15 protein-coding genes and 3 pseudogenes are annotated in these 22,787 nt (G+C 58.4%); 9 read left to right on the top strand and 9 right to left on the bottom strand.

The features are described 5' to 3' along the window. Positions 1-47 precede the first annotated feature (47 nt). The 4 genes from M5C71_RS03325 to pnuC form a co-directional block, all read right to left on the bottom strand. Entirely contained in the window at positions 48-533 is a 486-nt protein-coding gene (locus M5C71_RS03325; RefSeq protein WP_152740396.1) for a Spy/CpxP family protein refolding chaperone, read from the bottom strand. Positions 534-687: 154 nt separating this feature from the next. After that, positions 688-2,286 carry a lactate dehydrogenase gene (locus M5C71_RS03320; protein ID WP_248767184.1) on the bottom strand — a complete coding sequence of 533 codons (1,599 nt, stop codon included), beginning with the start codon at positions 2,284-2,286 and terminating at the stop codon, positions 688-690. 130 nt (positions 2,287-2,416) lie between these two features. Next, complete coding sequence (locus M5C71_RS03315; RefSeq protein ID WP_283093928.1) at positions 2,417-2,650, bottom strand: UTRA domain-containing protein; 234 nt, start codon at positions 2,648-2,650, stop codon at positions 2,417-2,419. Positions 2,651-2,702: 52 nt separating this feature from the next. Further along, positions 2,703-3,308 (bottom strand): nicotinamide riboside transporter PnuC, encoded by a 606-nt coding sequence (gene pnuC / locus M5C71_RS03310; protein ID WP_248767182.1) that lies wholly within the window; start codon positions 3,306-3,308, stop codon positions 2,703-2,705. A 276-nt stretch (positions 3,309-3,584) separates the two neighbouring features. Here pnuC and M5C71_RS03305 point away from each other — a divergent pair, with 276 nt between their 5' ends. Both M5C71_RS03305 and M5C71_RS03300 read left to right on the top strand, forming a co-directional pair. Further along, the gene (locus M5C71_RS03305; RefSeq protein WP_248767181.1) at positions 3,585-13,634 is read left to right on the top strand and encodes a filamentous hemagglutinin N-terminal domain-containing protein; all 10,050 of its coding nucleotides are present in this window, start codon (positions 3,585-3,587) and stop codon (positions 13,632-13,634) included. 2 nt (positions 13,635-13,636) lie between these two features. Next, entirely contained in the window at positions 13,637-14,230 is a 594-nt protein-coding gene (locus M5C71_RS03300) for a hypothetical protein (RefSeq protein WP_248767180.1), read from the top strand. 167 nt (positions 14,231-14,397) lie between these two features. Here the strand turns inward: M5C71_RS03300 and M5C71_RS03295 are convergent, their stop codons facing one another. Next, positions 14,398-14,997 (bottom strand): hypothetical protein, encoded by a 600-nt coding sequence (locus M5C71_RS03295; RefSeq protein ID WP_248767179.1) that lies wholly within the window; start codon positions 14,995-14,997, stop codon positions 14,398-14,400. A gap of 97 nt (positions 14,998-15,094) precedes the next feature. Continuing rightward, on the bottom strand, positions 15,095-15,439 hold the full coding sequence (locus M5C71_RS03290) for a hypothetical protein (protein ID WP_248767492.1): 345 nt from the start codon (positions 15,437-15,439) through the stop codon (positions 15,095-15,097). Between M5C71_RS03290 and M5C71_RS03285 the strand changes: the two are divergent. From M5C71_RS03285 to M5C71_RS03260, 6 genes and pseudogenes are all read left to right on the top strand, one after another. Beyond that, positions 15,338-15,570, top strand: a pseudogene (locus M5C71_RS03285) (hypothetical protein); the annotation flags it as partial. The gene M5C71_RS03290 and the pseudogene M5C71_RS03285 overlap by 102 nt on opposite strands. A gap of 285 nt (positions 15,571-15,855) precedes the next feature. Next, positions 15,856-16,467, top strand: a pseudogene (locus M5C71_RS03280) (IS4 family transposase); the annotation flags it as partial. Between the two features lie 167 nt (positions 16,468-16,634). Continuing rightward, positions 16,635-17,078 carry a DUF2846 domain-containing protein gene (locus M5C71_RS03275; protein ID WP_103496604.1) on the top strand — a complete coding sequence of 148 codons (444 nt, stop codon included), beginning with the start codon at positions 16,635-16,637 and terminating at the stop codon, positions 17,076-17,078. 600 nt (positions 17,079-17,678) lie between these two features. Then, a complete protein-coding gene (locus M5C71_RS03270; protein WP_218171284.1) occupies positions 17,679-18,041 on the top strand; it encodes a hypothetical protein in 363 nt (120 codons plus the stop codon). Positions 18,042-18,289: 248 nt separating this feature from the next. Beyond that, positions 18,290-19,090, top strand: a complete 801-nt coding sequence (locus M5C71_RS03265) for a class I SAM-dependent methyltransferase (RefSeq protein WP_177100530.1) — start codon at positions 18,290-18,292, stop codon at positions 19,088-19,090. Positions 19,091-19,154: 64 nt separating this feature from the next. Continuing rightward, positions 19,155-20,396: a M20/M25/M40 family metallo-hydrolase gene (locus M5C71_RS03260; RefSeq protein WP_248767178.1), complete on the top strand. Its 1,242-nt coding sequence runs from the start codon at positions 19,155-19,157 to the stop codon at positions 20,394-20,396. Between the two features lie 70 nt (positions 20,397-20,466). Here M5C71_RS03260 and M5C71_RS03255 read toward each other — a convergent pair. The 3 genes and pseudogenes from M5C71_RS03255 to M5C71_RS03245 form a co-directional block, all read right to left on the bottom strand. Further along, a pseudogene (locus M5C71_RS03255) lies at positions 20,467-20,623 on the bottom strand (addiction module antidote protein, HigA family); the annotation flags it as partial. Continuing rightward, on the bottom strand, positions 20,624-20,896 hold the full coding sequence (locus tag M5C71_RS03250; RefSeq protein WP_248767177.1) for a type II toxin-antitoxin system RelE/ParE family toxin: 273 nt from the start codon (positions 20,894-20,896) through the stop codon (positions 20,624-20,626). Continuing rightward, positions 20,886-21,458: a LuxR C-terminal-related transcriptional regulator gene (locus tag M5C71_RS03245; protein ID WP_103499341.1), complete on the bottom strand. Its 573-nt coding sequence runs from the start codon at positions 21,456-21,458 to the stop codon at positions 20,886-20,888. The genes M5C71_RS03250 and M5C71_RS03245 overlap by 11 nt, the downstream gene beginning before the upstream one ends. A gap of 149 nt (positions 21,459-21,607) precedes the next feature. On the opposite strand from M5C71_RS03245, the gene M5C71_RS03240 reads away from it, so the two are divergent. Then, positions 21,608-22,786: an acetyl-CoA acetyltransferase gene (locus tag M5C71_RS03240; protein ID WP_248746008.1), complete on the top strand. Its 1,179-nt coding sequence runs from the start codon at positions 21,608-21,610 to the stop codon at positions 22,784-22,786. Position 22,787 lies beyond the last annotated feature (1 nt).

Below are 22,787 nucleotides of genomic sequence, written 5' to 3'. Positions count from 1 at the left end.
GTGGTTGATCGCCAATAGGCTCGGTGTCCACTGGGACTCTTTGCGCATCAATGAAATCTATCCGCGACTTCGTGCCGCTCCCCGCGCTCGCTGCGAAACAGTTTATCGGCGGTTTTTTTCTGGTCGGCGGACAGCGTGCCGTACAGCGCGCTGAACGAAGTGGCAAGCTTGTGCAGATTGTCCGCGTGCATCTGTGCCAGCCTGGCATAGGACTGCATCGCCTCATCGGCATTTAATGAGGGCAGCTTCTGCGCCTGATCCAGGTAGGCCTTGTCGGTACCGTGCGCATTGTCACGCATGGTTTTCGCATAGGCGTCCCACTGGGCGGACTGCTTGTCGGTGATCTTCAGTTTGGCGCGCAGTTCGTTGATCCGCTTCTCTACCAGGTCTTCGTATTTTTTGGCGTGACGGGCGGCCGTTTGGGAGACAGCGTCAGAACTTCTCGCGGCCATCGTCGGTGCCGAGAAAGAAGCGCTGAGGACGGCCAGCATCAACACAGCGGGCATGGCTGCTTTGAATGCGAAGTTTTTCATATTCGGATATCCGGATTGAGGGGGGGCGGCATCTATATGCCCCAACCTTACCGCCGAGGACGGGTCAGGAGTATCGCGGGTAAATCCACGGCAAGAGGGCGGGTAAATACCCGCCCTCTTGCCCAGGTGACAGGGGTCAAGCTGACCCCCTGGATCAGCTGTTGAGTTTTTTCGGGTACGAATCCAGCAGTACCTTGTCCTGGAGACCGTCCAGGAGTTCCTTCAAGCGCGCGGCGCCCTCTGGCGTCTTGTCCGTCTTGTCCGGGTGCAACGCCCGTTCCAGCACGGCCATGAAACTCTGGGTTTTCGATGTGTTGACGGGGGTTGAGGTGTGATCCACCAGGTGCCCCATCACGTATTTGAAGATATTTGTGGATTGGCTGGCCGACTGGGTCACCGCCGCATTGGTCAACTTACCGTCTTTGTAAGCGATATTGGTCTGGCTGCTGGCGTTGTCGCTGATCTGGTAGAACAGGTAGTTCTGCGAGTCCGCGTTGCTGCTCAGCTTCAGCTTCTGGCCCGTGGACAGCGCCTGGTGATAGCTGGCGGTCAGGTTCGATTGCTGGTTCTGCTCAATGGAGCGATTCTGCGAATCATTGCCCTTGAGTTGAGTGGTCTGGGACAGGTTATAAGCAAAGGTATCCCGCTCGCTGGGACGCATCGGGTTGCTCGCCTGGCTTGCCTGCGTCATCGACGCGGAGAAATCCGCCAGGCCGGTCAACAGCTTGCGATCCAGATTGGTGGGGGCGAGTGGATCGACGGTTGCCGGCGTGGAGGTCGCACTGTTGACGGGATAGTTGCTGTTCAGGGAGGAGAACGCATCCTTGAACATCGACATCATGTCGCGATCGGCGTGACCTCGGGCGGCTGCGGCATCAATCTGCTTGAGGTAGCTCTGCAGGGCCTTGGCCTGTTGGATGGGATTGCCGAGAATCGCCTGGCTCTTCAGGTCCACGGACAGTTGCAGATCACCTGAAGGGCCGCTCATGCTGACCGAGCGTTTCTGGCTGTCGGCGTGGAACTCGAGGGTCTGGTTGTTTTTGTCGTCAATCTTGAGCTTGGTGCTCAGGTCGACCGAGGAAAATACCTTCGAGTCGAACTGGGTCAGGGCATCCAGCTTCAGTTGAGGCGGTTCGGCGGTCAAACCGTCGATTGCCGCCTGGAAACCTTTGGCCATCTTGGCCAGGGCCGCACTCTCTTCAGCCGTGAGGTCGCCGCCTTCCACCTGGGCCTGCACGGCCATTCCATCGTTCTGGTTCGCCAGGCTCAAGGTCACGGTTTTACCGCTGGCGGTCTTGAGGGTCAGGCTGATCGTGCTGTCGGCATTGCTGCTGTGCAGCTTGGACTGTGCAGCGGCGATCCCGGCGGCGTTGAGCGGTCTGATGTCGGACTGCTGGACAACCGATTGCGAGATGTTCTTTTTGCCGTCGGCCAACTGTGACATCAGCGCGGCACCCAAGCCGGCAAAGCGGGCGGCGTTGGAGTTGGAGCTATTGCTGAGGTTGCCGCCCATCGTGAACGACACCTTGTCCAGCGGGCTGCTTTCCCAGGTAGGTGCCTGCGCGGCGTTAGGCAAGGTTCCACGGGCATTGTAGGTATTGATTTCGACCACGTTGTTCTGGCCGAGAAGCACGGTGGACGCCGGTGCGGAAACAGCCGCGGTTGTTTCGACAGGCTGGGCGCCAGCCGGCGTATTACCGACAAGCTGGGAAGGGTTCAGCGTCAAAACATTGATCGACGATATCCCTGTCATGGAACCTCCTGGGGCAAGAGAATTATTCTATGTACAGGAGTGTATCGACGACGACACAAATAACTTTAGGGCGTCAGCGGCAGGCCGGAGAACTGTTGTCCAGTGCACTGAGCCTTTGTAATAGAGGGATTCAAGCGCCTGTCCCCGGATACCGTGTCTCCATCACGATCGACAACGCATCGGGTCGCCAGAATTCCTGGTCGAACTCCACCGGCTGGTTCGCTTCGCCGAAGTTCAGCCGCTCCAGGTAGACGCTGGCGGAACCCGTCGACAGTTGCAGCAACTGCGCCTGTTCCTCGTTGACCGTGCCGATATGCATCTCCAGCTCGCAACGCGACTGCACCCGCGAAAAACGCTCGCGCAGCAGGCGCCCCTGGAGGCATTCGGTTCTCGGCGTGCGGCGCTGGGTCTCTACACTAACGAATCAGCTCGCCGCTCGTCGAGTCCACCGGCCCTGGCTGTTCCTGGGACTTCAGGTCCTGCTGCCAGGCCCGCAGGCCATAGATCGCCAGCACCACGAAGCCGGCGTACAGCGCGGCCGTCAGTTGCAGGTCCTTGAACAGGAACAGGCCGACGTAGATCACGTCCAGCACGATCCACAGCCACCAGCTGGCGACATACTTGCGCGCCGCCCAGACACTGGCCACCAGGCTGAAGGCGGTGAGCGAGGCGTCGACCCACGGCACCGCCGCATCGGTAAAGCGGACCATCAGTCCCCCCAGCAGCACCGCGCCCACGGCTCCACAGAGCAGGCCGAGCAAGCCTTCGCGCAAGGACAACCGGGCCACATGGACCTTGCCCTCGCTCAGCCCGCCCTGGCTCCAGCGCCACCAGCCATAACCCTGCAATACGGCGAAAATGCCTTGCAGCAGCGTATCGGAATACAGCTTGGCGTCGTAGAAGATCCAGGCGTATAGCAGCACGGCAACGACGCTGACCGGCCAGCACCAGCGAATGCGCCGGGCGGTGAGCCAGACGCCGAGGACATTAACCAGGACGGCGATGATTTCAAGTGTGGACATGCGCGGATTCCTTGACGCAGGCAATGGCGGCGGCTTGACCAGGCGCTGGGCGAGAGGTCGGCCTAGTTTGGTATTGAAATCGATACTTATCAATGGATTACCGTACATTTTGGCGAAGTGGCCTTGCCGGCCAGCGCAACGCTTTGAAATATTTTGAAAATATTTAACGTTGGACAAATTGACGCCATTGGATTGGCGTCCTAGTATCGCCGCCGGTTGATGGCATAGCGCCATCTGAAGGGCGCCTTGTCGCCTGCGATGTATCGAGATCTCGACATGGACGTTCGTCAGCTTGTCTTCCTGGCCCGCCAGCCTTCTGCTGCCCTGAAAAACCGTGAGCATTTTTGGGGACTGCCCAAGCGCGGGTTGGCGTTCATTCTGGCTAACGCGATGTTCTGGCAGCCGTTGCTGGCCCAGGCGGATGGGATCGTGGTCAACGCGCCGGGGACGACCCTTGGTCAGGCGGGTAATGGCGTCCCCATCGTCAATATCGCCGCGCCGAATGCCCAGGGGCTGTCGCACAACCAGTTCAGCGACTACAACGTCGGGGCCAATGGGGTCATTCTCAACAACGCCACGAATAGAACCCAGTCCACGCAACTGGGCGGGATCATTCTCGGCAACCCGAATTTCAATGGTGCTGCGGCCAACGTCATCCTCAATGAAGTGAATGGCGGCAGCCCGAGCCAGTTACGTGGTTACACCGAAGTGGCGGGGCAGTCCGCCCATGTGATCGTGGCCAACCCGTATGGCATCAGTTGTAACGGCTGCGGCTTTATCAACACGCCGCAGGCCACGTTGACCACCGGCAAGGCCGTCATCACAAACGGTCAGGTCACGGGGTATCAGGTCGACCAGGGCAGTGTGTCCATCGACGGCGCAGGCCTGAATGCCAGCAATATCGACCAGTTTGAAATCATCACCCGTGCCGCCACCATCAACGCGCAGATCAACGCCAAGCAACTGACCGTTATCGCTGGCCGTAACGATGTCGACGCCCAAACTCTCAAGGCCACAGCGCGTGCCGACGACGGCAGCACCAAGCCACAAGTGGCCATCGACTCCTCGGTACTGGGCGGCATGTATGCCGGCGCCATCAAGCTGGTGGGTACCGAAGCCGGGGTCGGGGTCAAACTGGCCGGCAATCTGGCCGCCAGTGGCGGCGATATCCAGCTCGATGCCAACGGCCAACTGAGCCTGGCCCAGGCCACCGCCAGCGGCGCCGTCAATGTGAAGGCCGCCAGCCTGGATGCGCAAGGTCCGGTCTACGCCGGCAGCAGCTTGAACGTGCAGACCACGGGGGATCTGAATAGCCAGAACAACCTGGCGGCCAGGGACAGCATCACCCTCAACAGCGGCGGTCAGTTGAGCAATCACGGCATCATCGAGGCCGGGGTCAATGCCGATAACTCGCGCAATACCACGGGGGACGTCAGCGTCACGGCGCAGAACATTGTCAACAACGGGCAGAGCGTGATTGCCAGTCGCGACTTGAGCGTCACGGCCACGCAAACCCTTGGCAACCAGGGCGGGACCTTGAGTGGGCAGCGGCAAACCACCGTCACCGCAGGCACCCTCGACAACCAGAACAAGGGCCGGGTACTGAGTGCCGGGCAACTAAACCTGACCGTTGATACGGCGCTCAACGGCCTGGGCGGCCTGATCAACAGTTCGACCGCGCTTACGGCCACCTTGGGCCATCTGGTCAACAGTAACGGCCAGCTCAGTACGGACGGTACGCTCAACCTGACGGTCGATAACCTTGAGAATGGCGCCGGCACGATCTCCAGCCAGGGCGATCTTTCCGGCACGGTCCAGACCTTGGGCAACCAGGCGGGTGTGCTGGTCAGTCAAGGCAATCTGAGCCTGAGCGGCAATAGTCTCGATAACACACACGCCGGCCTGATCGGAGGCGTCAAAGGCACCACCCTCACCGTCGGACAGATCGATAACCGGGGTGGCGAGCTGTCCAGCACCCAGGCCGTGACCCTGGTGGGCCAGCAACTCAACAACGACGACAACGGCAAGGTCCTGGCCGACACCGATCTGCACGTGAGCGTCGCGGCAGTCACCAATCGCAACGGCGGTCAGCTACTCGGCAAGGCGGGCACCACCACACTCAATGGCAGCAGCCTGGACAACAGCGGTGGCACGCTCAGCGGTCAATCCGCTGTGGTCGTTACCCTGGACGGTGCACTGAGCAACCTCAAGGGCCTGATCGCCAGTGACGGCAGTCTGAGTCTCAACGTCGGCAGTCTCGACAACAGCGGCGGCAATCTCTCCAGTGGCACTGCCCTGACAGTGACCAGTAACGGGGCGGTGGTCAACCAGGGTGGCACGATCGCAACTGACACCACCCTGGGTCTCACCAGCGCGAGCCTCGACAACAGTCAGAGTGGCGTGCTGACCGGCAAGGGCGCAACCCGGGTCACGACCGGTACTTTTGATAACAGCCACGGCGGTCGTCTAAGCAGCAACGACACTCTGAATCTGAACGCAGGGCAGGTGACCAACCAGGACGGCGGCAGCATTGCCAGCAGCCATGCCTTGACCGCCAGTGTCAGTGGCCTGGACCAGCAAGGCGGCCAGCTGTTCAGCACCAGCGCCCTGACCCTGGACCTCAATCACGGCCAGTTGAACAACCAGAACGGCTATATCAACGCACCATTGCTGGTGCTGAACAACCTCAAGGGCGTGAACAACCAGGGCGGTGAAATCTCCAGCGCCCAGGCCTACACCTTTGCTGCTGAAAGCCTGAGCAACGACAACGGCAAGTTGCTCAGCAACCAGGCCCTGACCCTGCGTATCGACCAGGCGCTGAGCAATATCAAGGGCATGATTTCGGCCGCTTCGGTTGATGCGCAGGCGGGCAGCCTGGACAACACGGGCGGTACCCTCACCAGTCGCGCTGATCTGGGGCTGACCGTTGGTGGTCAGCTCACCAACCAGAATCAAGGACTGATCAACGCCACCAGTGGCCTGACCATCAGCAGCGCCGGGATCAACAACCAGGGCGGTAGCTTGCTGGGCAGCGCCATTGCCCTTGATTTCGGTGCGGCAACGGGCGACTTGAACAACGCCGCAGGCCAGATCACCACGGCCGGCAACCTGACGATCAATCACCTGCGCGACCTGAATAATCAGGGCGGTACGCTCTCCAGCACGCAGAGCCTCAACCTGACAGCGCGGACCCTGGATAACAGCAACGGCGGTCAACTGATCAGCAACAATCTGCTGAGCCTGACGGCCACTGACCTGATCAACCAGAACGGTGGTCTGCTCTCCGGCTGGCAGGGTGTGACACTCACGGGCAGCAGCGTGGACAACCGCAACAGCGGTACGGTTTCCAGCCGTAGCGGCAACGTCGGTGTGACCCTCAGCGGTGCCTTGCTCAACAGCAATGCCGGCGCACTGGCCAGCCAGCAGACCTTGACGGTCAACGCGGCCAGTATCGACAACAGCAACAAGGGCATCCTTTCCAGCGGGGCGGGGCAATCGCTGACCGTCAGCGGCCTGCTGAACAACGCCCAGGGCGGCCTGATCGACAGCGGTGCGACCCTGGCCCTGAACACGATGGCGTTGACCAGCAGCGGCACGATCAACGTACAACAGGCGCTGACCTTCACCGGTACCGACTTCGATAACAGCAACGGCACGCTTAGCGGTGGTGCTGCCGTTACCCTGGATCTGCTGGGTACGCTGACCAATACCAATGGCAAGCTCTCCGCCGTCGGCCCACTGCTGGTTCAGCGTTCCACCCAGGTCAAAAACCAGGGCGGTCAACTCTCCAGCCAGGGTCTGTTGACCTTGCTCACCGGCGGCCTGGATAACAGCAACAGCGGCACCATCGGCTCCGGTGACAAGCTGTTGGTCACCTCGACCGGTACGGTGCAGAACGGCAATGGCGGTTTGATCGCCAGTCGTAACGCCGACCTGCAACTGAGCGCCGCCAGCCTCGGCAACGGCAAAGGTTCGTTGCAAGGGATGGGCTCGGTCAACCTCGATGTCAGCGGCGATATCGACAACCAGAGCGGTAAGGTCATCGCCCAGAACGGTGATCTGACCCTCAACGCGGCGAACATCGACAGCCGTGGCGGCCTGCTGTCCAGCATCGCGGGGGCGCTGCAGGCTCGCGTTGTCGGCGTGCTGAAAAACGGCTACGACCTCAACAACAACGGCCAAGGCGGCCAGATTCAGGCCCAGCGTCTGGACCTGCAAGCCTGGGGTGGTATCGACAACTACGGTGGTCATCTCACCGCGCAAACCGGTGATGCGCTGATCGCCACCGGGGCGGGGGATTTTGATAACCGCAATGGCGGCGTTTATGCCAAGGGCTTGGTCCAGGTCACGGGCCATAACTTCGACAACAGCGGTGACAGCGATGGGCAGATCGGCGGCAACCAGATCAGCCTGAATCTCGCGGGCGCTCTGAACAACCGCCTGGGCATTATCGAAAGTGGCAGCACCCTGGCGATTACCGCCGCGAGCCTGGATAACCAGACCGGCCAGTTGCGAGCACTGGGCGGCAGCGGCAAGACCGAATTCCAGATTGGCGGGCTGTTCGACAACAGCAACGGCAAGCTGGAAACCGCCAACAGCGACCTGACCCTGGGCGTTGGCAGCTTCCTGAACCAGGGCGGCAGTGTGCTGCATACCGGTACCGGCACCTTCGATACCGCGACGGCCAACATTACCAACGCGGGCGGCAGTTTTGTCACTCGTGGTGGCCTGACCCTCACTGCCGACAACTGGACCAATAGCAGCGTGATCCAGGCCGGTCGGTTGACGCTGAACGTCAATACCCTCAACCAGACGGCGGGCGGTCAACTGCTGGCGTCTAGCAGCCTGATCGGCAACGGCGGCAACTGGAACAACGACGGGCTGATAGCCAGTGATGGTACGGCCAGCCTGAATCTGAGTGGCAGCTACGGCGGTAATGGACGCTACACCAGCTTGAGTACCCTGGGTCTGAGTGCCGCACAGGTGAACTTGAGCAGTAGTGCGAGCATAGCCGGCGGCGGCGATACCACGATCAGTGTCGCTGGTCCGCTGAACAGCTATGGTCGCATCACGTCGGCTGGAGGGATGAGCGTCAGTGCCGGTTCAATCAACAACTACGGGACCCTGGGCAGCAACGGCAACCTGCTGCTGAGCGCACCGAACCTGCTGAACCAGAACAGTCTGATCTTCAGCGGCGGCGACATGGCGTTGCGCACCGATGTGTTCACCAACCGTTATGCGGATGTGTACAGCTTTGGCAACCTCAGCATTGCCAAGGATGACAGCAACGGTCTGAGTTCATCGATCAACAACATCTCCTCGACGATGGAAAGCGGCGGTGATCTGAGCCTGTCGGCCAGTCATATCGAGAATCGCAAGGATGTGTTCCAGGCCACGGGCGGTCTGGTGTCCGGCTATATCGGGGTGCAGTGTTACTACTGCTCTGATATCGATCATAACTTCCTCTCATCCGCTAGTGATGGCTACTTAGTATGGGTGGAAAACTACAAGTCGCAGATCGCTCAGGATTCGGCTGCATCCAGCATAACCGCCGGGCGCAACTTTACCGCTGTCGGTGGTGACCTCATCAACCAGGAGTCGACCCTCAGTGCCGGCAACAACCTGACACTTAATCTGCAGAACTTTACCAATCAGGGGGCCTCTGTAGGCGATTACATCGTACGGCGATCTTATGTTGCTCCCCCCAGCCAGGGGAAATATGCCATGGATCCCTGGATGACGATCATGGCTTACAACGCTGCCAATGACCCCTTCTATGATTCGGGTGCTTTGGGTTATGTCGGCGGCAGTGATCCGACGTTTTCACGTCCCAATATGCACTTCTGGAACAGCTCTGGTGTCGAGTCCATCATTCAGGTGATGCCACACCCGGGCGGCAAGAACGGTGACACCTTTATCAGGTTCGGCACTCTGAATGTTGAGCCTCACGAGGATCTCTGGGTCGACTTCGCCCGGCCTAGCTACAACTCTGGTGTGCGTACCGAGGCACCGGCGTTGATTCAGTACGCAATGCCTTTTGATACCACAACGACCGGCTCATCAGACTCCGTCAACGCGGTAGTCCAGGCCGGCGGCGCGGTGAATATCAGTGCAACACAAAACCTCACCAACAGTGTCGTTCGCCAAGGTGTTGTGCTTTCCAGCGATGCTTCGCGTGTAGGCTCGACACAAGTGGGCAGTGATGTAGTGGCCCTCATCAATATCAATCGCCAACTATCACCGGACCTTGCCCAACAGCAGGTCAACCCACTCACGTTACCAGGCTTCAGCCTACCCAGCGGGCAAAACGGCCTGTTCCGTCTGAGCGGGCAGGGCGCCGTAACAACCAGCACTGCGCCTGCCTGGAGTGTTGGGGGTTCGATCATCAATGCTACCCAGCGACAATCCGTGCCGGCAGGCCTTGCGGCCCCGGCTCAGATCACTGTCGCCGATAGTCCCCAGTCTCTAGCTCGCGTGCAGGGCTTGCCCGACGCCTCGGCCAGGACCAACCCGCAGAAATATCTGATCGAAACCAACCCGGTACTTACCGACCTCAAGCAGTTCATGAGTTCGGATTACCTGCTGTCCAACCTGGGTTACAACCCGGATGAAAGCGCCAAGCGTCTGGGTGACGGACTCTATGAGCAGCGACTGATCGACCAGGCCGTCACGGCCCGTACGGGGCAACGTTTCATCGACGGCCAGACCTCGGACGACGCCGAGTTCAAATACCTGATGGACAACGCCATCAGCAGCCAGAAGCAGCTCAACCTCAGCTACGGCGTCGGCCTCACCAGCGAGCAGGTTGCAGCCCTGACTCATGACATCGTCTGGATGGAAAAACAGGTGGTGGATGGTCAAGAGGTCATGGTGCCGGTGCTCTACCTGGCCCAGGCCAACAATCGCCTGGCCCCTAATGGCGCGTTGATCGAGGGCAACGATGTCAACCTGATTGCCGGCCAGGACCTGAGCAATAGCGGCACCCTGCACGCCAACAACACCTTGTCGGCGGCGGCAGGCAACGATCTGGTCAACAGCGGTCTGACCCAGGCCTACGCGCGTCTGGACATGCTGGCCGGCAACAACCTGACCAATATGGCTGGGGGGATCATTGCCGGGCGTGACGTCAATCTGACGGCGGTCCAGGGCGACGTGATCAACGAGCGAAGCGTGAGCACTTTTAGTGGCACCTCTGGTGCGGACAGCTTTAGAACGGATGTTGTCGACAACGCGGCACGTATTGAAGTGGCCAACAATCTGAGCATTAGCGCCGGACGTGACGTCAACAACGTGGGTAGTGTTCTGCAAAGTGGCGCGGATACCGCAATCAAGGCGGGACGCGATATCAACCTGCTCTCGACCACCGCTTCAAATAACGGAACTCAAGATCAACTGCGCAACGGGACGGTCAGTCAATACGCTGGCAGCGTAGACAGTGGGGGCAGCCTGACACTTAACGCGGGACGCGACATTACGGCGGTTGCCAGCCAGATTGATGCCAAACGCGACGTTTCCATGGCCGCAGCAGAGAACCTGACGCTTGCCTCTGCGGCCAATGAAAACCACTTTTACTCCGAATATAACGACCGCACCCACCAAACGGACCACGTTGCTCAAGTGGCGACCAGCGTCAATGCCGGAGGCGATATCAGGCTCAGCGCAGGCCAGGACATGGCCCTTGTCTCCAGTAAGGTCAATGCCGGAAATGACGCCTATCTGGTGGCTGGCGGCAAACTGGATGTCCTGGCCGCGCAGAACACCGATCACACACTGTACGACAAGAATGAAAGCGGTGGTTGGCTGGGCGGTAGCAGCACCCGACACGACGAAGTCACCCAGGTCACCAACATCGGCAGCCAGATCACGGCCGGCGGTAATCTCGGCTCGATCAGCGGCGGCGACCAGCTCTATCAGGCGGCGAAGCTTACGAGTGGCAAGGACCTCACCCTGCAGAGCGGCGGGGATATCACCTTCGAGGGTGTGAAGGACCTGCACAAGGAAGACCACGCCAAGAGTAACAACGGCATGGCCTGGACCAGCATGAGCGGTAGCGGTAGTACCGACGAAACCTTGAAGCAGACCGAAATGACTGCCAAAGGACAGGTCGTCATCAAGGCGGTCGATGGGCTGCATATCGACGTCAAGCAGGTCAACGAACAGACGGTAAGCCAGGCCATCGATGCCATGGTCCAGGCCGATCCGCAACTGGCCTGGCTCAAGGACGCCGAGAAACGCGGTGATGTGGATTGGCGGCAGATCAAGGAACTGCACGACTCCTACAGCTACAGCCATTCCGGCCTTGGGGAAGGCGCGATGCTGGCGATCATCATTATTGTGACAGTGCTGACGGCGGGGGCTGCCAGCAGTGCAGTAGGCACGATGGCTAGCGCGGAGGCCGGGTCTGGTACGGCCATGGCTGCGGCCACAACGGCTGACGCTGTTGCGGCTGGTGCTGAGTATACGGCTGCGGGTTGGGCCAACGTGGCATTGAGTGCTGCCATGACCTCGATGGCCAGCAATGCTGCGGTCAGTTTTATCAATAATGGCGGAAATATCGGAGCAACGTTCAACGATGTGACCTCTTCCTCCAGCCTGAAAGGTTATGCATTAGCAGGGATCTCTGCCGGAGTCGGCAATTTGGTCCCCTACAACCCCGCGATACTCAGCACGGAGACAGTGGAAAAAGCGGCATTGACTTCAGTAGTCAATTCAGTCGCGAAAACCGCTATTGAAGGCGGAAGTTTGAAAGACAACCTGACCAGTTCGCTGGCTGGTGCGGCTATTAGCGTCGGAGGCGCCACTCTCGCGAACGATATTGGCGGGACCTCGTTCTCCAATGGCTCATTAAGCAAGGTGGGTCTGCATGCATTGCTCGGAGGTGTGCTCTCCGTCGCTCAAGGCGGTGATTTTAAAACCGGTGCATTAGCAGCGGGGGCCGATGAGGCTTCGGTTCAGGCATTGGCCAACTTGGTCATGCCTGATCCCGCCACAGCTAATATCGTGACTACTTTGGAAGGGAAACAGAGGCTTGTGGCCCTGTCGGGGCTAGTAGGCATTCTTGCAGCCGTGGTAACGGGTGGCGATCCAGCGGTCGCTGCTTCTGTGGCCGAGAATGCAACGCAGTACAACTATTTGCTGCATAACAATCAACAAACCTGGATCAAAGCGCAGGGCGGAGATGATATCGCCCAAGCACGGTTAACTGCTGCTGCCTGCGCAGCCACACACTGTGCGGCTGAGTTTCCGGTGGGCAGTGCCGCCTATAACTTTTATAGCGGGCTTGAGACGTTGGGAAATAGCGACAGTTATGCTGTTGAACGGCAGCAGGTCAGCGATTCAGGATTGTTCAACTATTCTCTTGGGAATCAATCGGTTGATAGCTTTACCCAATTTGATAACACCTATCAAGTGGGTACTCGAGCGGGGGGCTTGCTGCAAATTGGTGGCGCATTTGGCTTAGCCGGCGCAGGTGCAGCGACATCTGAGCTTGGTATTGGTGTGCCGCTCGTAGTGGTAGCCGCAGACCAAGGTGCTGCGGGCCTTGGCACGCTGATCAATGGAACGCAGGTACCAACGTTCGGTGCGCAGTTACTGTCTAGCCAAATGAACATTACGGTTGGGCAGGCTGAAATGCTGTACGGTTTGGCTACGATGGCAGGAGCGGCACGGGCGGCTAATTTGTCTTCTCAGTTGGGAGATGATTTAGTTGCCGCAAACAGTACGAATGCTGGTGCAAAAGGACCTGCGACCGATTTAGCGTCTGGTGAAACAAAAGTAGTAGGTGATGGGGCACCAGCGGCTAACGATGCGAGCTTTACAGTACCCAAAGGATACACGCAAAACCTTGATGGCACTGTGACCGGGCCAGGCGGCGGTATCTATAAGGCCACAGGGACGCTGGATGCCAACGGAAATCAGATATACTTGAGTGGAAACGGTAACTACTATACCTTGACTGCTGACAGCTCAACCAGGATTGTTTCGCCTAACCCGCCTGCAGGCATTGGAGCAACAGGTCAGATTGGAGAAAATGCACTCAAGGAATTAGGCGGCCGTTCGCAAGTTTCCTTCCAGACAAGCCAAGGAGTACGTGTGGTCGATCAACTTGATCCAAGCAACATTGCCAATGAAGCTAAGGTGGGTTACACCACGCTTGATGCGACCACAGCACTACAAATCTCTAAAGATGCTGAGCTGTTGAATACGGAGGCAGTCGATGGTGTAACTTGGAATTTTTTCACTAGTCCAGTTACTGGTCAGGGCGGCCCTTCCACTGCGTTGCTCAAAGCACTCACCGATGCAGGCATAAAAGTATTGGTTCATTGATTATGGAATTTACAACAAGCTACTCCCCTGTCACGATGGCATTCGCATCAATGACAAAAAAAGAGCTGAGCGATTTTTATAAATGGTTTATGCTTAATTTGCCTTACTGTTTGGATGAGTTGATTCAGGCAGTTTGGAAGACTTCAGGGTTTGAAAGTTGGAGTGCGGATTTCTCACCAGAATCGTTGGGTATGCTTGGTGAGTGGTTTGCAGCGAGAGTTGAAAGAAGAGACTTGACTCCGGGAGAAATTGACGAGATCAAAAGCAAGATGACTAGCGTAATAGAAGTTACTACATGGGGCTTGACCTGTGAGAGCGAGTCTTTGGCTGTTTGTGTTGGGATGTACTATGGGCAAGTGGCGATTAAAAATAATCCATTGTTAAGCTGGGAGCAGCTAAAAGGCAGCAAGAAGCTTGCTGATTATGGGCAGCCTGTAATATCTGGCCTAGGTGTTGTGCCAATCAATCCGGTAAGGGTTGCAAATGCACTTGCGTTCGGTATTGTTCGTGGTTCGAAAACTGGAAGTCGACTTCGAGAGTCATATGATTATTGGAGTAAACTTGTTATGCCTAAGGGGTCTCCGAACAAGTCCTGAAATGTGCTGAATTGGGCCATCACTGCCTATCACTGAGCCCAGTGAGCTTTTCCGACTTAGGTGTTCGGTCCCGGAATGAGATGATTCGGGTTTTGTGGTGCGGCGCCCCCTGCCCTTTAAGCGCGGGAGGGGGGCGCCGAGTCGATATTAAACAAACTGGTGCCGCCCTAGTTTTCCGGGCAGGGATTGAAGACCTCTGTGACTGCGACTGAAGAAAAGTAGGGTATTTTCGTGCCCGGTATGATACCGGCGGAGTAGGACTTTTTGCCGGTGTCGCGGACAAAGCTCTTATCGGAGCCCATGGCGCTCGGCTGGTTCTGGCCAATCAAGTAATCCAGAAACTGGATTTTTACCGGGGTGTTGAGGTGCCCATTGTCGGTCAACGGGATGATCTGTGCGACACCGGCCCGGGTGAACGCAAAGAAGCTCTCGGCGGCTTCGCGACCGCGGATAGTCTTGATGCAGAGTACGTCGCTGGTGCGCAGGGTGATGAAGCGTTGATAGCTGCCGCCTGAATAGGTGCTCAGTATCAAACTGTCACCGGCTAGGATTCCCAGGCCTTGAATGGCCCTGCACTGGCCGTCACCACCATGGTCCGAACCATAGGGTAGGTAGCACCAGTTGGTCTGGCTTAGGGCCTGCACTGAACCCTGGGGAATCTTCAGGTCGTGCTCGATCTGTCTCTGGGCTTCAGGGGTTTGATAAGGAATGCTGCAGCCGGCGAGCATCCAGCCAAGTAGAACGTAGAACAGGCCATAGGGGCGCATAAAGTCTCCATCACGGGGCAATCGAATAGAAATGGCAACTGGCTTTCCACAGGACTGCCGCGCCGCGCATGGATTTAACCGCGCCAGATGCTTCAGGTCAAAATGCTATCATGGGCAGGCTGAACGACTGGCGTCCCAGGCTCGTACGGATCAGCGTCGCCAGTTGTTCTACTTCAGGTGGCGCTAGCACGTAGCCCTGGGACTGTCGCGGCGGCAGCTCGTCGATCAGGCAGAGATCGGCCGGCAGGCCGATGCGGGTACACAAGTGATGCCCAGGCCGGCGGCCACGGCGACGCAGATACCTCTGGCTCTGGCTCTGGGGCTGGTGAGCGCGACGCACCAGACGGATGGCAAGATCCAGGACTAGGTGATCGAGCGGGTAGTGAACGCCCTGGAGAACACCGAGCGCTTCCAGAGCCACACTAGGACGTTGGATGACCATTCAATCGAGTCAGTTGGGTGGCATCAAGAAAATCGAGGCGCTGGGCACAGCTCAAGCTGTTGGCGGGTGGATCCGCTAGCCTTGCGGTCGTGTACGATCTGCACCAGACCACTGGCCGAGATGTCAACCTGCTGCGGATCAAGGAAAATTTTTCGGCTGAACTAAAAAGGGGACGCCCATTAGCCGGTCTCGAGTCAAGGCTAAAAGCCAACTCGCTCTAAAAAGGGGACGGATTTATTTGATTTTGTCGGTGGATGCCAAGGGTCGGCAGTGAATAAACAGAAAATAAATCCGTCCCGAATGGCACTTACTTAACGGCTAACTGACTGATATAGCTGCAAAAAATGAAAAATGGCTGGTCTTGGTCTACGGTGATAGTTGCGAACACACACCGATCAAGCAAGGACACAGCCCGAGTGAATCGTAGACGCCAAATCGTCCGGCATCAACAGCAACGTATGCGCCAGCACGCCACGAACAGCAATGCTCATGCTTTCTTCAAGCTGCTCACCAATCCAGAGCTACTGCGGGGTATCGAGTCGTCGATACCCAAGCATCGCCAGCGGCTATTCCCGCCGACCGAAACACTGTCGATGTTTTTTTGGGCCCAGGCGATGAGCGCCGATCGGTCCTGCCAGAATGCCGTGAATGATTTGTCTATCAAACGCTCCTGCGCGGGTTTGAAACCCAACAGTGTTCATACCGGCGCTTACTGCAAGTCCAGAGCGCGGTTACCTGTGGAGATGGTTTCAACATTATTGCGTTCCACGGGTTCATCAAGGAGCAACCAGGCTCCATCGTCATGGCGTTGGAGGGGGCGGCCTGTGCGCCTCGTGGACGGCACCACGGTCACCCTGCCGGATACACCGGCCAACCAAGAGGCCTACCCGCAATCTTGTGGGCAAAAAGCCGGGCTGGGCTTTCCCATCTGCCGGTTGGTGGGAATCGTTTGTCTCGCCAGCGGTGCTGTTTTGGATGCCTCGTTGGGACGTTTTCGCGGTAAAGGAGGCGATGAGCAGACTTTGCTGATGAGACTGTATTTCAGCACGTTTGGGGGCTTGTTCGGAGTTTCCTTAGCGGCACTGGCATCACACGCTGATGAAATTATTTCCGTTTTTTCAATGATGGCTCATTGCCTTTTGTCGAGCGCTGCCGATAACGGTTCGTTGGACTCATCAAAAAATGGAGATACACAATGTTCAAGCAGTTCACCTTCACCGCTTTGCTGGCACTGACCGCCCTTACCGCTGGCTGCGCTTCGGTAAAAATGGCTGACGACAACCAGGACGCTCAAGCCAAGACGTTTCAGGTCAGCCCCGACAAAGCCAACATCTACGTTTATCGCAACGAAAGCATGGGCGCCGGCGTGAAAATGCCCGTCGCGCTCAACGGCAAGCCAGTAGGGCAGACCGTTGCCAAGTCTTACCTGATGCTCTCTGTCCCGGCGGGCCAGCAGACGTTGGTGTCTTCGGCAGAAAACGATTCCGAGTTGAAACTTACGGCTGAAGCCGGCAAGAACTATTTTGTCTGGCAGGAAGTGAAAGTAGGTTTCATCAAGGCCCGCAACAACCTGCAAGTTGTCGACGACAAAACCGGCCGTGCCGGTGTCAGCGAAAGCAAGTTGATCCAGGCTCAGTAAGGTTCCGGTCGCTCCCGCGTGCAGTGCGGGAGCGATTCAATCAAGCGCTTATCCCGCCTCGCAGATGTACCTCGGAAAAGGGGACGCATTTGATTGGCACTTAACTCTCTTCCGATGCCTGCTTTCCTGACATCCTCCGTTGCTGATCGACGTGTTTTCATCAGTATGGGGTAAGGCTTGGGTCTTCGCTTTAGCGCGCGGCTCAGTAGCGCTCAATCAATACGCGAAATGGACTGCCGAAAAAACTCATATTTCCCACGCGCTACAGGCATGGGAGAATATTGCGTGCGCCAAACCCCAGGGCTACAGTTCGGCTGTCGCTGCAAATTCAGCGACTCGGGTTTTGCAGCCCGGAACTACAGAGGCGCACAGCGCCGCGAAAGCGGTTTTTGTGCTCGCGTTATGGCGAGCTGTGCGCAGGAGGCTTCGGCCTGCCGGTCCTCTGTTCCGGTCTGCAAACCTGTGTACAGCTTGCCACCTTTCGTTTTGCAGCGTGGGGTGACGAGTTCCTTTTCTTAACAGAGGAGCTTTACCGTGACCAAGAAAATCACTCCAGATCCGCCGGGTGTTCGCAAAACCCTCAGTACCGCCGACAGGGCGATGTACCTGCGCAAACTTTCCAACGAACCCGAGCCGGCCCCGGCAAGCACACCCCGGTTGCTCGATACCCTCGCGTTCACCTGCTCCAAACCCGTCACCCCCGAAGCCCCGTACAAGCCTACGCTGTTCGCCATCCAACCAGGCATCAACGCCCAGGACGCACTGACCTACGTTTCCAATCTGCTCGAAACGGCGGAGCTCAATGGCGACGAAATCAGCCTGCATACCAACCCCGTCGAGCGGGCGTTGTTCTGGGGCATGCTGCATTCGGTGGAGGTGGCGCGTGCAGTGGTGGACGCCTTGCTTGAGGGTGCGGCCCCGTCCAATCAGCTGTCCTCACGCAGTGGACAAACTGTCGATTGATTGAGGCTGTGAGCAAATAAATCTGCTCCCGTTTCCCCACTCAGAGAGATCAAGTATTTGGCTGCTTGATCTCTTTTTCGTTTAAGGCCAACGCAAATCTTGCTGCCTTCCTTGTACCCGCCAATTCACGTACGCTTTGAAGATCGTTCAACTCTGTATTAGACGCAATGAGCATTGCGTAAGACTCAGGCAAGACAGCCCGGTCGAGATTTATTGCAGACGAAGAATCATTCTAAGGGAACTAGAACATGTCATCCGCCAAGAGCGTCATCAGCAGCAATCGAGACGCCTGGAACGCCTCCGCCGACCACCACAGAACCAGCCGCGCCTGGACGACTCTCCTCGAATCAGTCGGCATGCCGGACTTTTCATGCCTGGATGCAACCCTGACCGAGCGCTTGCGTGAGGTCGGTATCGCCGGCAAGGATGTTATCCAACTGGGCTGCAACAATGGCCGCGAATCACTTTCGTTATTTGCCCTGGGCGCCCGAACCGTCGTGGGGCTGGACCAGGCCTCTGCCTTTCTGGACCAGGCACGCGAGCTGACCGCTCGCTCTCCCCATACACCGACATTCGTCGAGTCCGATGTGCATGAGTTACCAGCCGATCTTCACGAAAGTTTCGATATCGCCCTGATCACCATCGGCGTCCTGAACTGGATGCCAGACATCAAGGCGTTCTTCGTCCACGCAGCGAAGACGCTCAGGCCGGGCGGCACGCTGGTGATCTACGAAACCCATCCCTTTCTGGAGATGCTGGACCCCGAGTCTACCGACCCGTGGAGAATCTCCAGCTCCTACTTCCAGACCGGCCCAATCGTTGAAGACAAAACCATCGTCTACGAAGGCCAAGCCGAGGCCAACGGCATCAGTAGCTACTGGCATCCTCATACCTTGACTGAAATCATCACCGGCGCGATCAGTGCCGGTTTGCGCATCAGTCATTTCTCGGAGTACCCGCACTCCAACCGGGAAGAGATCTATGACATCTATGAAGACGGCTATTGGGCTGTGCCAATGTGCTACACCCTGACGGGCATCAAGATGTAGCGAGGATGAAGCAACCGGTAGACAAGCAACACGCAACACTCCAATAAAAAACAAGGACCCGTTCATGACGTTCAATCTCCCCCGCACCTTGCTGGCGACCACCCTCGGCCTGGCGCTCGCCTGCGGTTTCACCGCCCCGGCCTGGAGCGCCGAACCCCATAAACAAATCCAGGCCGACGCCGAACAGTACAAGGCCGAAGCCCTGAAGCTGCTGGAGCTCCTGGTGAATATCGATTCGGGTTCCGGCTACGAGCCGGGCCTGACCCAGGTGCGCGATATCGCCGTCGATGAGCTGAAAAAACTCGGCGCGACCATTGAACTGGTGCCCGACGCACACGCCCGTAACAGCCACGTACTCGCTACCTTCAAGGGCACCGGCAAGGCCAAAATCCTGTTGATGGCGCATATGGACACCGTGTTCAAGGAAGGCTCGGCAAGCGAGCGTCCATTCCAGATCAAGGACGGTCGCGCCTACGGCCCTGGAGTGATGGATGACAAGGGCGGCATCGTCGCCGGGATCTATGCCCTCAAAGTGTTGAAGAACCAGAACTTCCAGGACTACGCGCAAATCACCTTCCTGCTCGACGCCAGCGAGGAAACCGGCTCGGAGATCGCCTCCGAACTGATCCGGAACACCGCCAAGGCCCACGACGTGACCCTGAACCTGGAACCCGGTCGTCCGGCCGATGGCCTGGTGGTCTGGCGCAAGGGCAGCGCCACCGCGGTGGTCGAGATCAAGGGCAAGGCCGCGCATGCCGGTGTAGCGCCGGAGCTGGGGCGTAACGCGGCGATGGAGGCAGCCCACCAGATCCTGCAACTGAGCAAGCTGGGCGATGAAGAGAAGAAGACCACCATCAACTTCACCGTGCTCAAGGCCGGGGACCGGATCAATGTGATCCCTGACCAGGCCACCGCCAAGGCCGATGTGCGGGCGGCATTGCCGGAGGAGTTTGATCGGATCGAGAAGGACCTGGCACGGGTTTCGGCCAACAAGCTGATTCCGGAAACCGAGGTCAAGACCAGCCTGTTGCGCGGTTTGCCGCCGATGCCGGAAACCGCCGAGTCGGATGCGCTGGTGGCCATCGCCCAGGGGATCTACGGCGAGCTGGGCCGCAAGCTGACTATCGAGGGCAGCGGCGGGGCGGCGGATGCCAGCCTGTCGGCGGGCGTGGGCACGCCGACGCTGGATGGCTTCGGGATTGTCGGCGGTAATATCCATACCCCCGAGGAATACGCCGAGGTGGAAAGCGTGTCGCCCCGGATCTATCTGCTGAGCCGCATGATCATGGAACTGGCCAAGCGCTAGGGCCTGGTTTTGTCAGATCGTTCCCGCAACGCCGGGAACGATCTGAGCGCAGGTTGCCCCCAACTTTGCATCAGCCCGCCTGGGTATAACGTTCGATAGTGGGCTGTTCTCGATGCTCCACCGTCTGCCTGAATACTCAGCCAGAGACGTGCAGTACTGATGCCAGCGCGCTCCAGTCTTACAGCAAGATCTGGGCTGATGGGGGCATGCCCATGAAGGAGCTCCGTTCAGTGGTAGTCCAAGTAGTTGACCAATTCGACGTCCGTTCCTACGAAACGGAAGATTACACGCCAGTTGGCGGTCACGGTGATTGGCCAGAATCCTGACATTTCACCTTCTAGCGCGTGTAGCCTCCAACCAGGAAGGTTCACATCATCTGGAGTCTCTGCCCGGTTTAGCGCGAGCAATACGCCGGATAATCGCTTTGCCTGGTCCGGGCTGATACCACTGGTTGAGCCGCTTTCGAAAAAAATCCGAAGGACTTTTGCCTCAATCGACAAAGATGATCTTCGACACCAGGTCCGCGCTGTTCTTGGCCTGCATCTTTTTCATCAGGCGGGCACGGTGGACTTCCACGGTCCTATGGGAAATCGCCAGCTTGCGGGCTACTTCCTTGCAGGTCAGGCCGTTGACGATATGCATCGATATTTCCCGTTCCCGCGGCGTGAGGTCCACCGTGGCGTGGTGTGCCCGATCCAGGCGTTCGAAGTGCCAGACCATCAGCTTGAACGGATCGTCCGGGGTCAGGGTATAGCCCTGGGACCTGGCCCAGAACACCTCGCCGTTCTTGTGCTGCATAAAACGTTCGTCGGCGTAGGAGCCGCTCTTGCTACGGCGCAGCCAACTGCGGCTGCGATTGCCGATGGTCTTGTAGTCGGCCTGGGACGGGTAGATCAGAAGGGTCAACTGCCCCAGGAGCTCTTCGCGCGGGTAACCGAACAATTCCAGGAAGGCCTCGTTGCAATCGAGCATCAGGCGATTGCCGGTGATCAATTGCGCTGCGGGCGAGACCATGAAGGCCAGGCGCTGAAGGTCTTTCAGTTGTTGTGTGAAGACGGTCATTGGCATCCTGCCTCAAGGTAAGTCCGATACTGGCGATTTCCGGCCCGGAATCGCTACGTACCCAGGTAGGTAGTTGTACTAACTGGCGAGCGATACCGGCGATGCGCCATTGTAAGCAATGCCTGATCCATGCCAAGAAGAAAATCACCATGATTCATGATTGTGTCTCCATTGTTGCGGCCGGCCACTCGCGCTTTGGCCGGCTTGAAGGTTCCACCCTGGAAGATCTGATCGTTCAAGTGACCCGTCAGGCGCTGACGGATGCCGCGATCTCGGCTTCGGAGATCGATGCGTTGTTCCTCGGGCATTTCAATTCGGGCCTGGTCCCGGACGGTTTTGCCAGCTCGTTGCTGCTGCAAGCCGACCCGGGGCTGCGCTTCAAACCCGCCACCCGCTGTGAAAACGCCTGTGCTTCGGGCTCGGCGGCGATCCAGGCGGGGATCAACGCGATTCTCTCGGGCTCCGCCGAGCTGGTGCTGGTAGTGGGCGCCGAGAAGATGACCGGCAACTCCACGGCCGAGGTCACCAAGGCCCTGGCCGGTGCGGGGTACCAGAACGATAGCGAGGAGGCGGGCTTGAGTTTTCCGCAACTGTTCGGCCTTGCCGCGCAGCAATACCGCCAGCGTTACCACTGCCCCATGGCGTCCATGGCCGCCATCGCGTCCAAGAACCACGCCAATGCCATGGCCAATCCCCTGGCCCAGATGCATCGGGTGATGGATTTCGAACACTGCAACAACGTCTCCCGGAGCAATCCCTATGTCGCGCCCTCGCTGCGCCTGACCGATTGTTCGCTGATCAGCGACGGCGCGGCGGCCATTGTGCTGGCCTCGTCCCGGCGCGCGCAGCAGTTCCGCCGCGAGGTGCGGATCCGCTCGACCGCCCAGGTCAATGATCTGCTGCCGATAGCCCGCCGTGACATCCTCGCCTTCGAAGGGCCGCAGCGGGCGATCCACTCGGCCCTGCGCAGCGCCAGTGTGACCCTCGGCGACCTCGGCTTTGCCGAAGTCCATGACTGCTTCACCATCGCCGAGCTGCTGATCTACGAAGCCATGGGCCTGGCGCCCCGGGGCGAAGGGCATCGTGCTCTGGATGACGGCACCGTGCGCCCGGGTGGGCGGCTGCCGGTGAACCTGTCCGGCGGACTCAAGGCCAAGGGACACCCGGTGGGCGCGACCGGGGTCTCGATGCATGCCCTGGCATTTCGGCAACTGACCGGCGAACCGATTGGCCTCGCGGCCCAGAATCCCGAGTTCGGTCTGGTATTCAATATGGGTGGCATGGCGGTCGCCAACTACGCTTCGGTTCTTCAGGCACGCAGGAGCTGAG

Origin of the sequence: Pseudomonas sp. MWU12-2345 (assembly GCF_023242385.1) — a bacterium.
GTDB classification, from domain to species: domain Bacteria; phylum Pseudomonadota; class Gammaproteobacteria; order Pseudomonadales; family Pseudomonadaceae; genus Aquipseudomonas; species Aquipseudomonas gingeri_D.
This window is presented reverse-complemented; position numbering and strand designations above follow the sequence as displayed.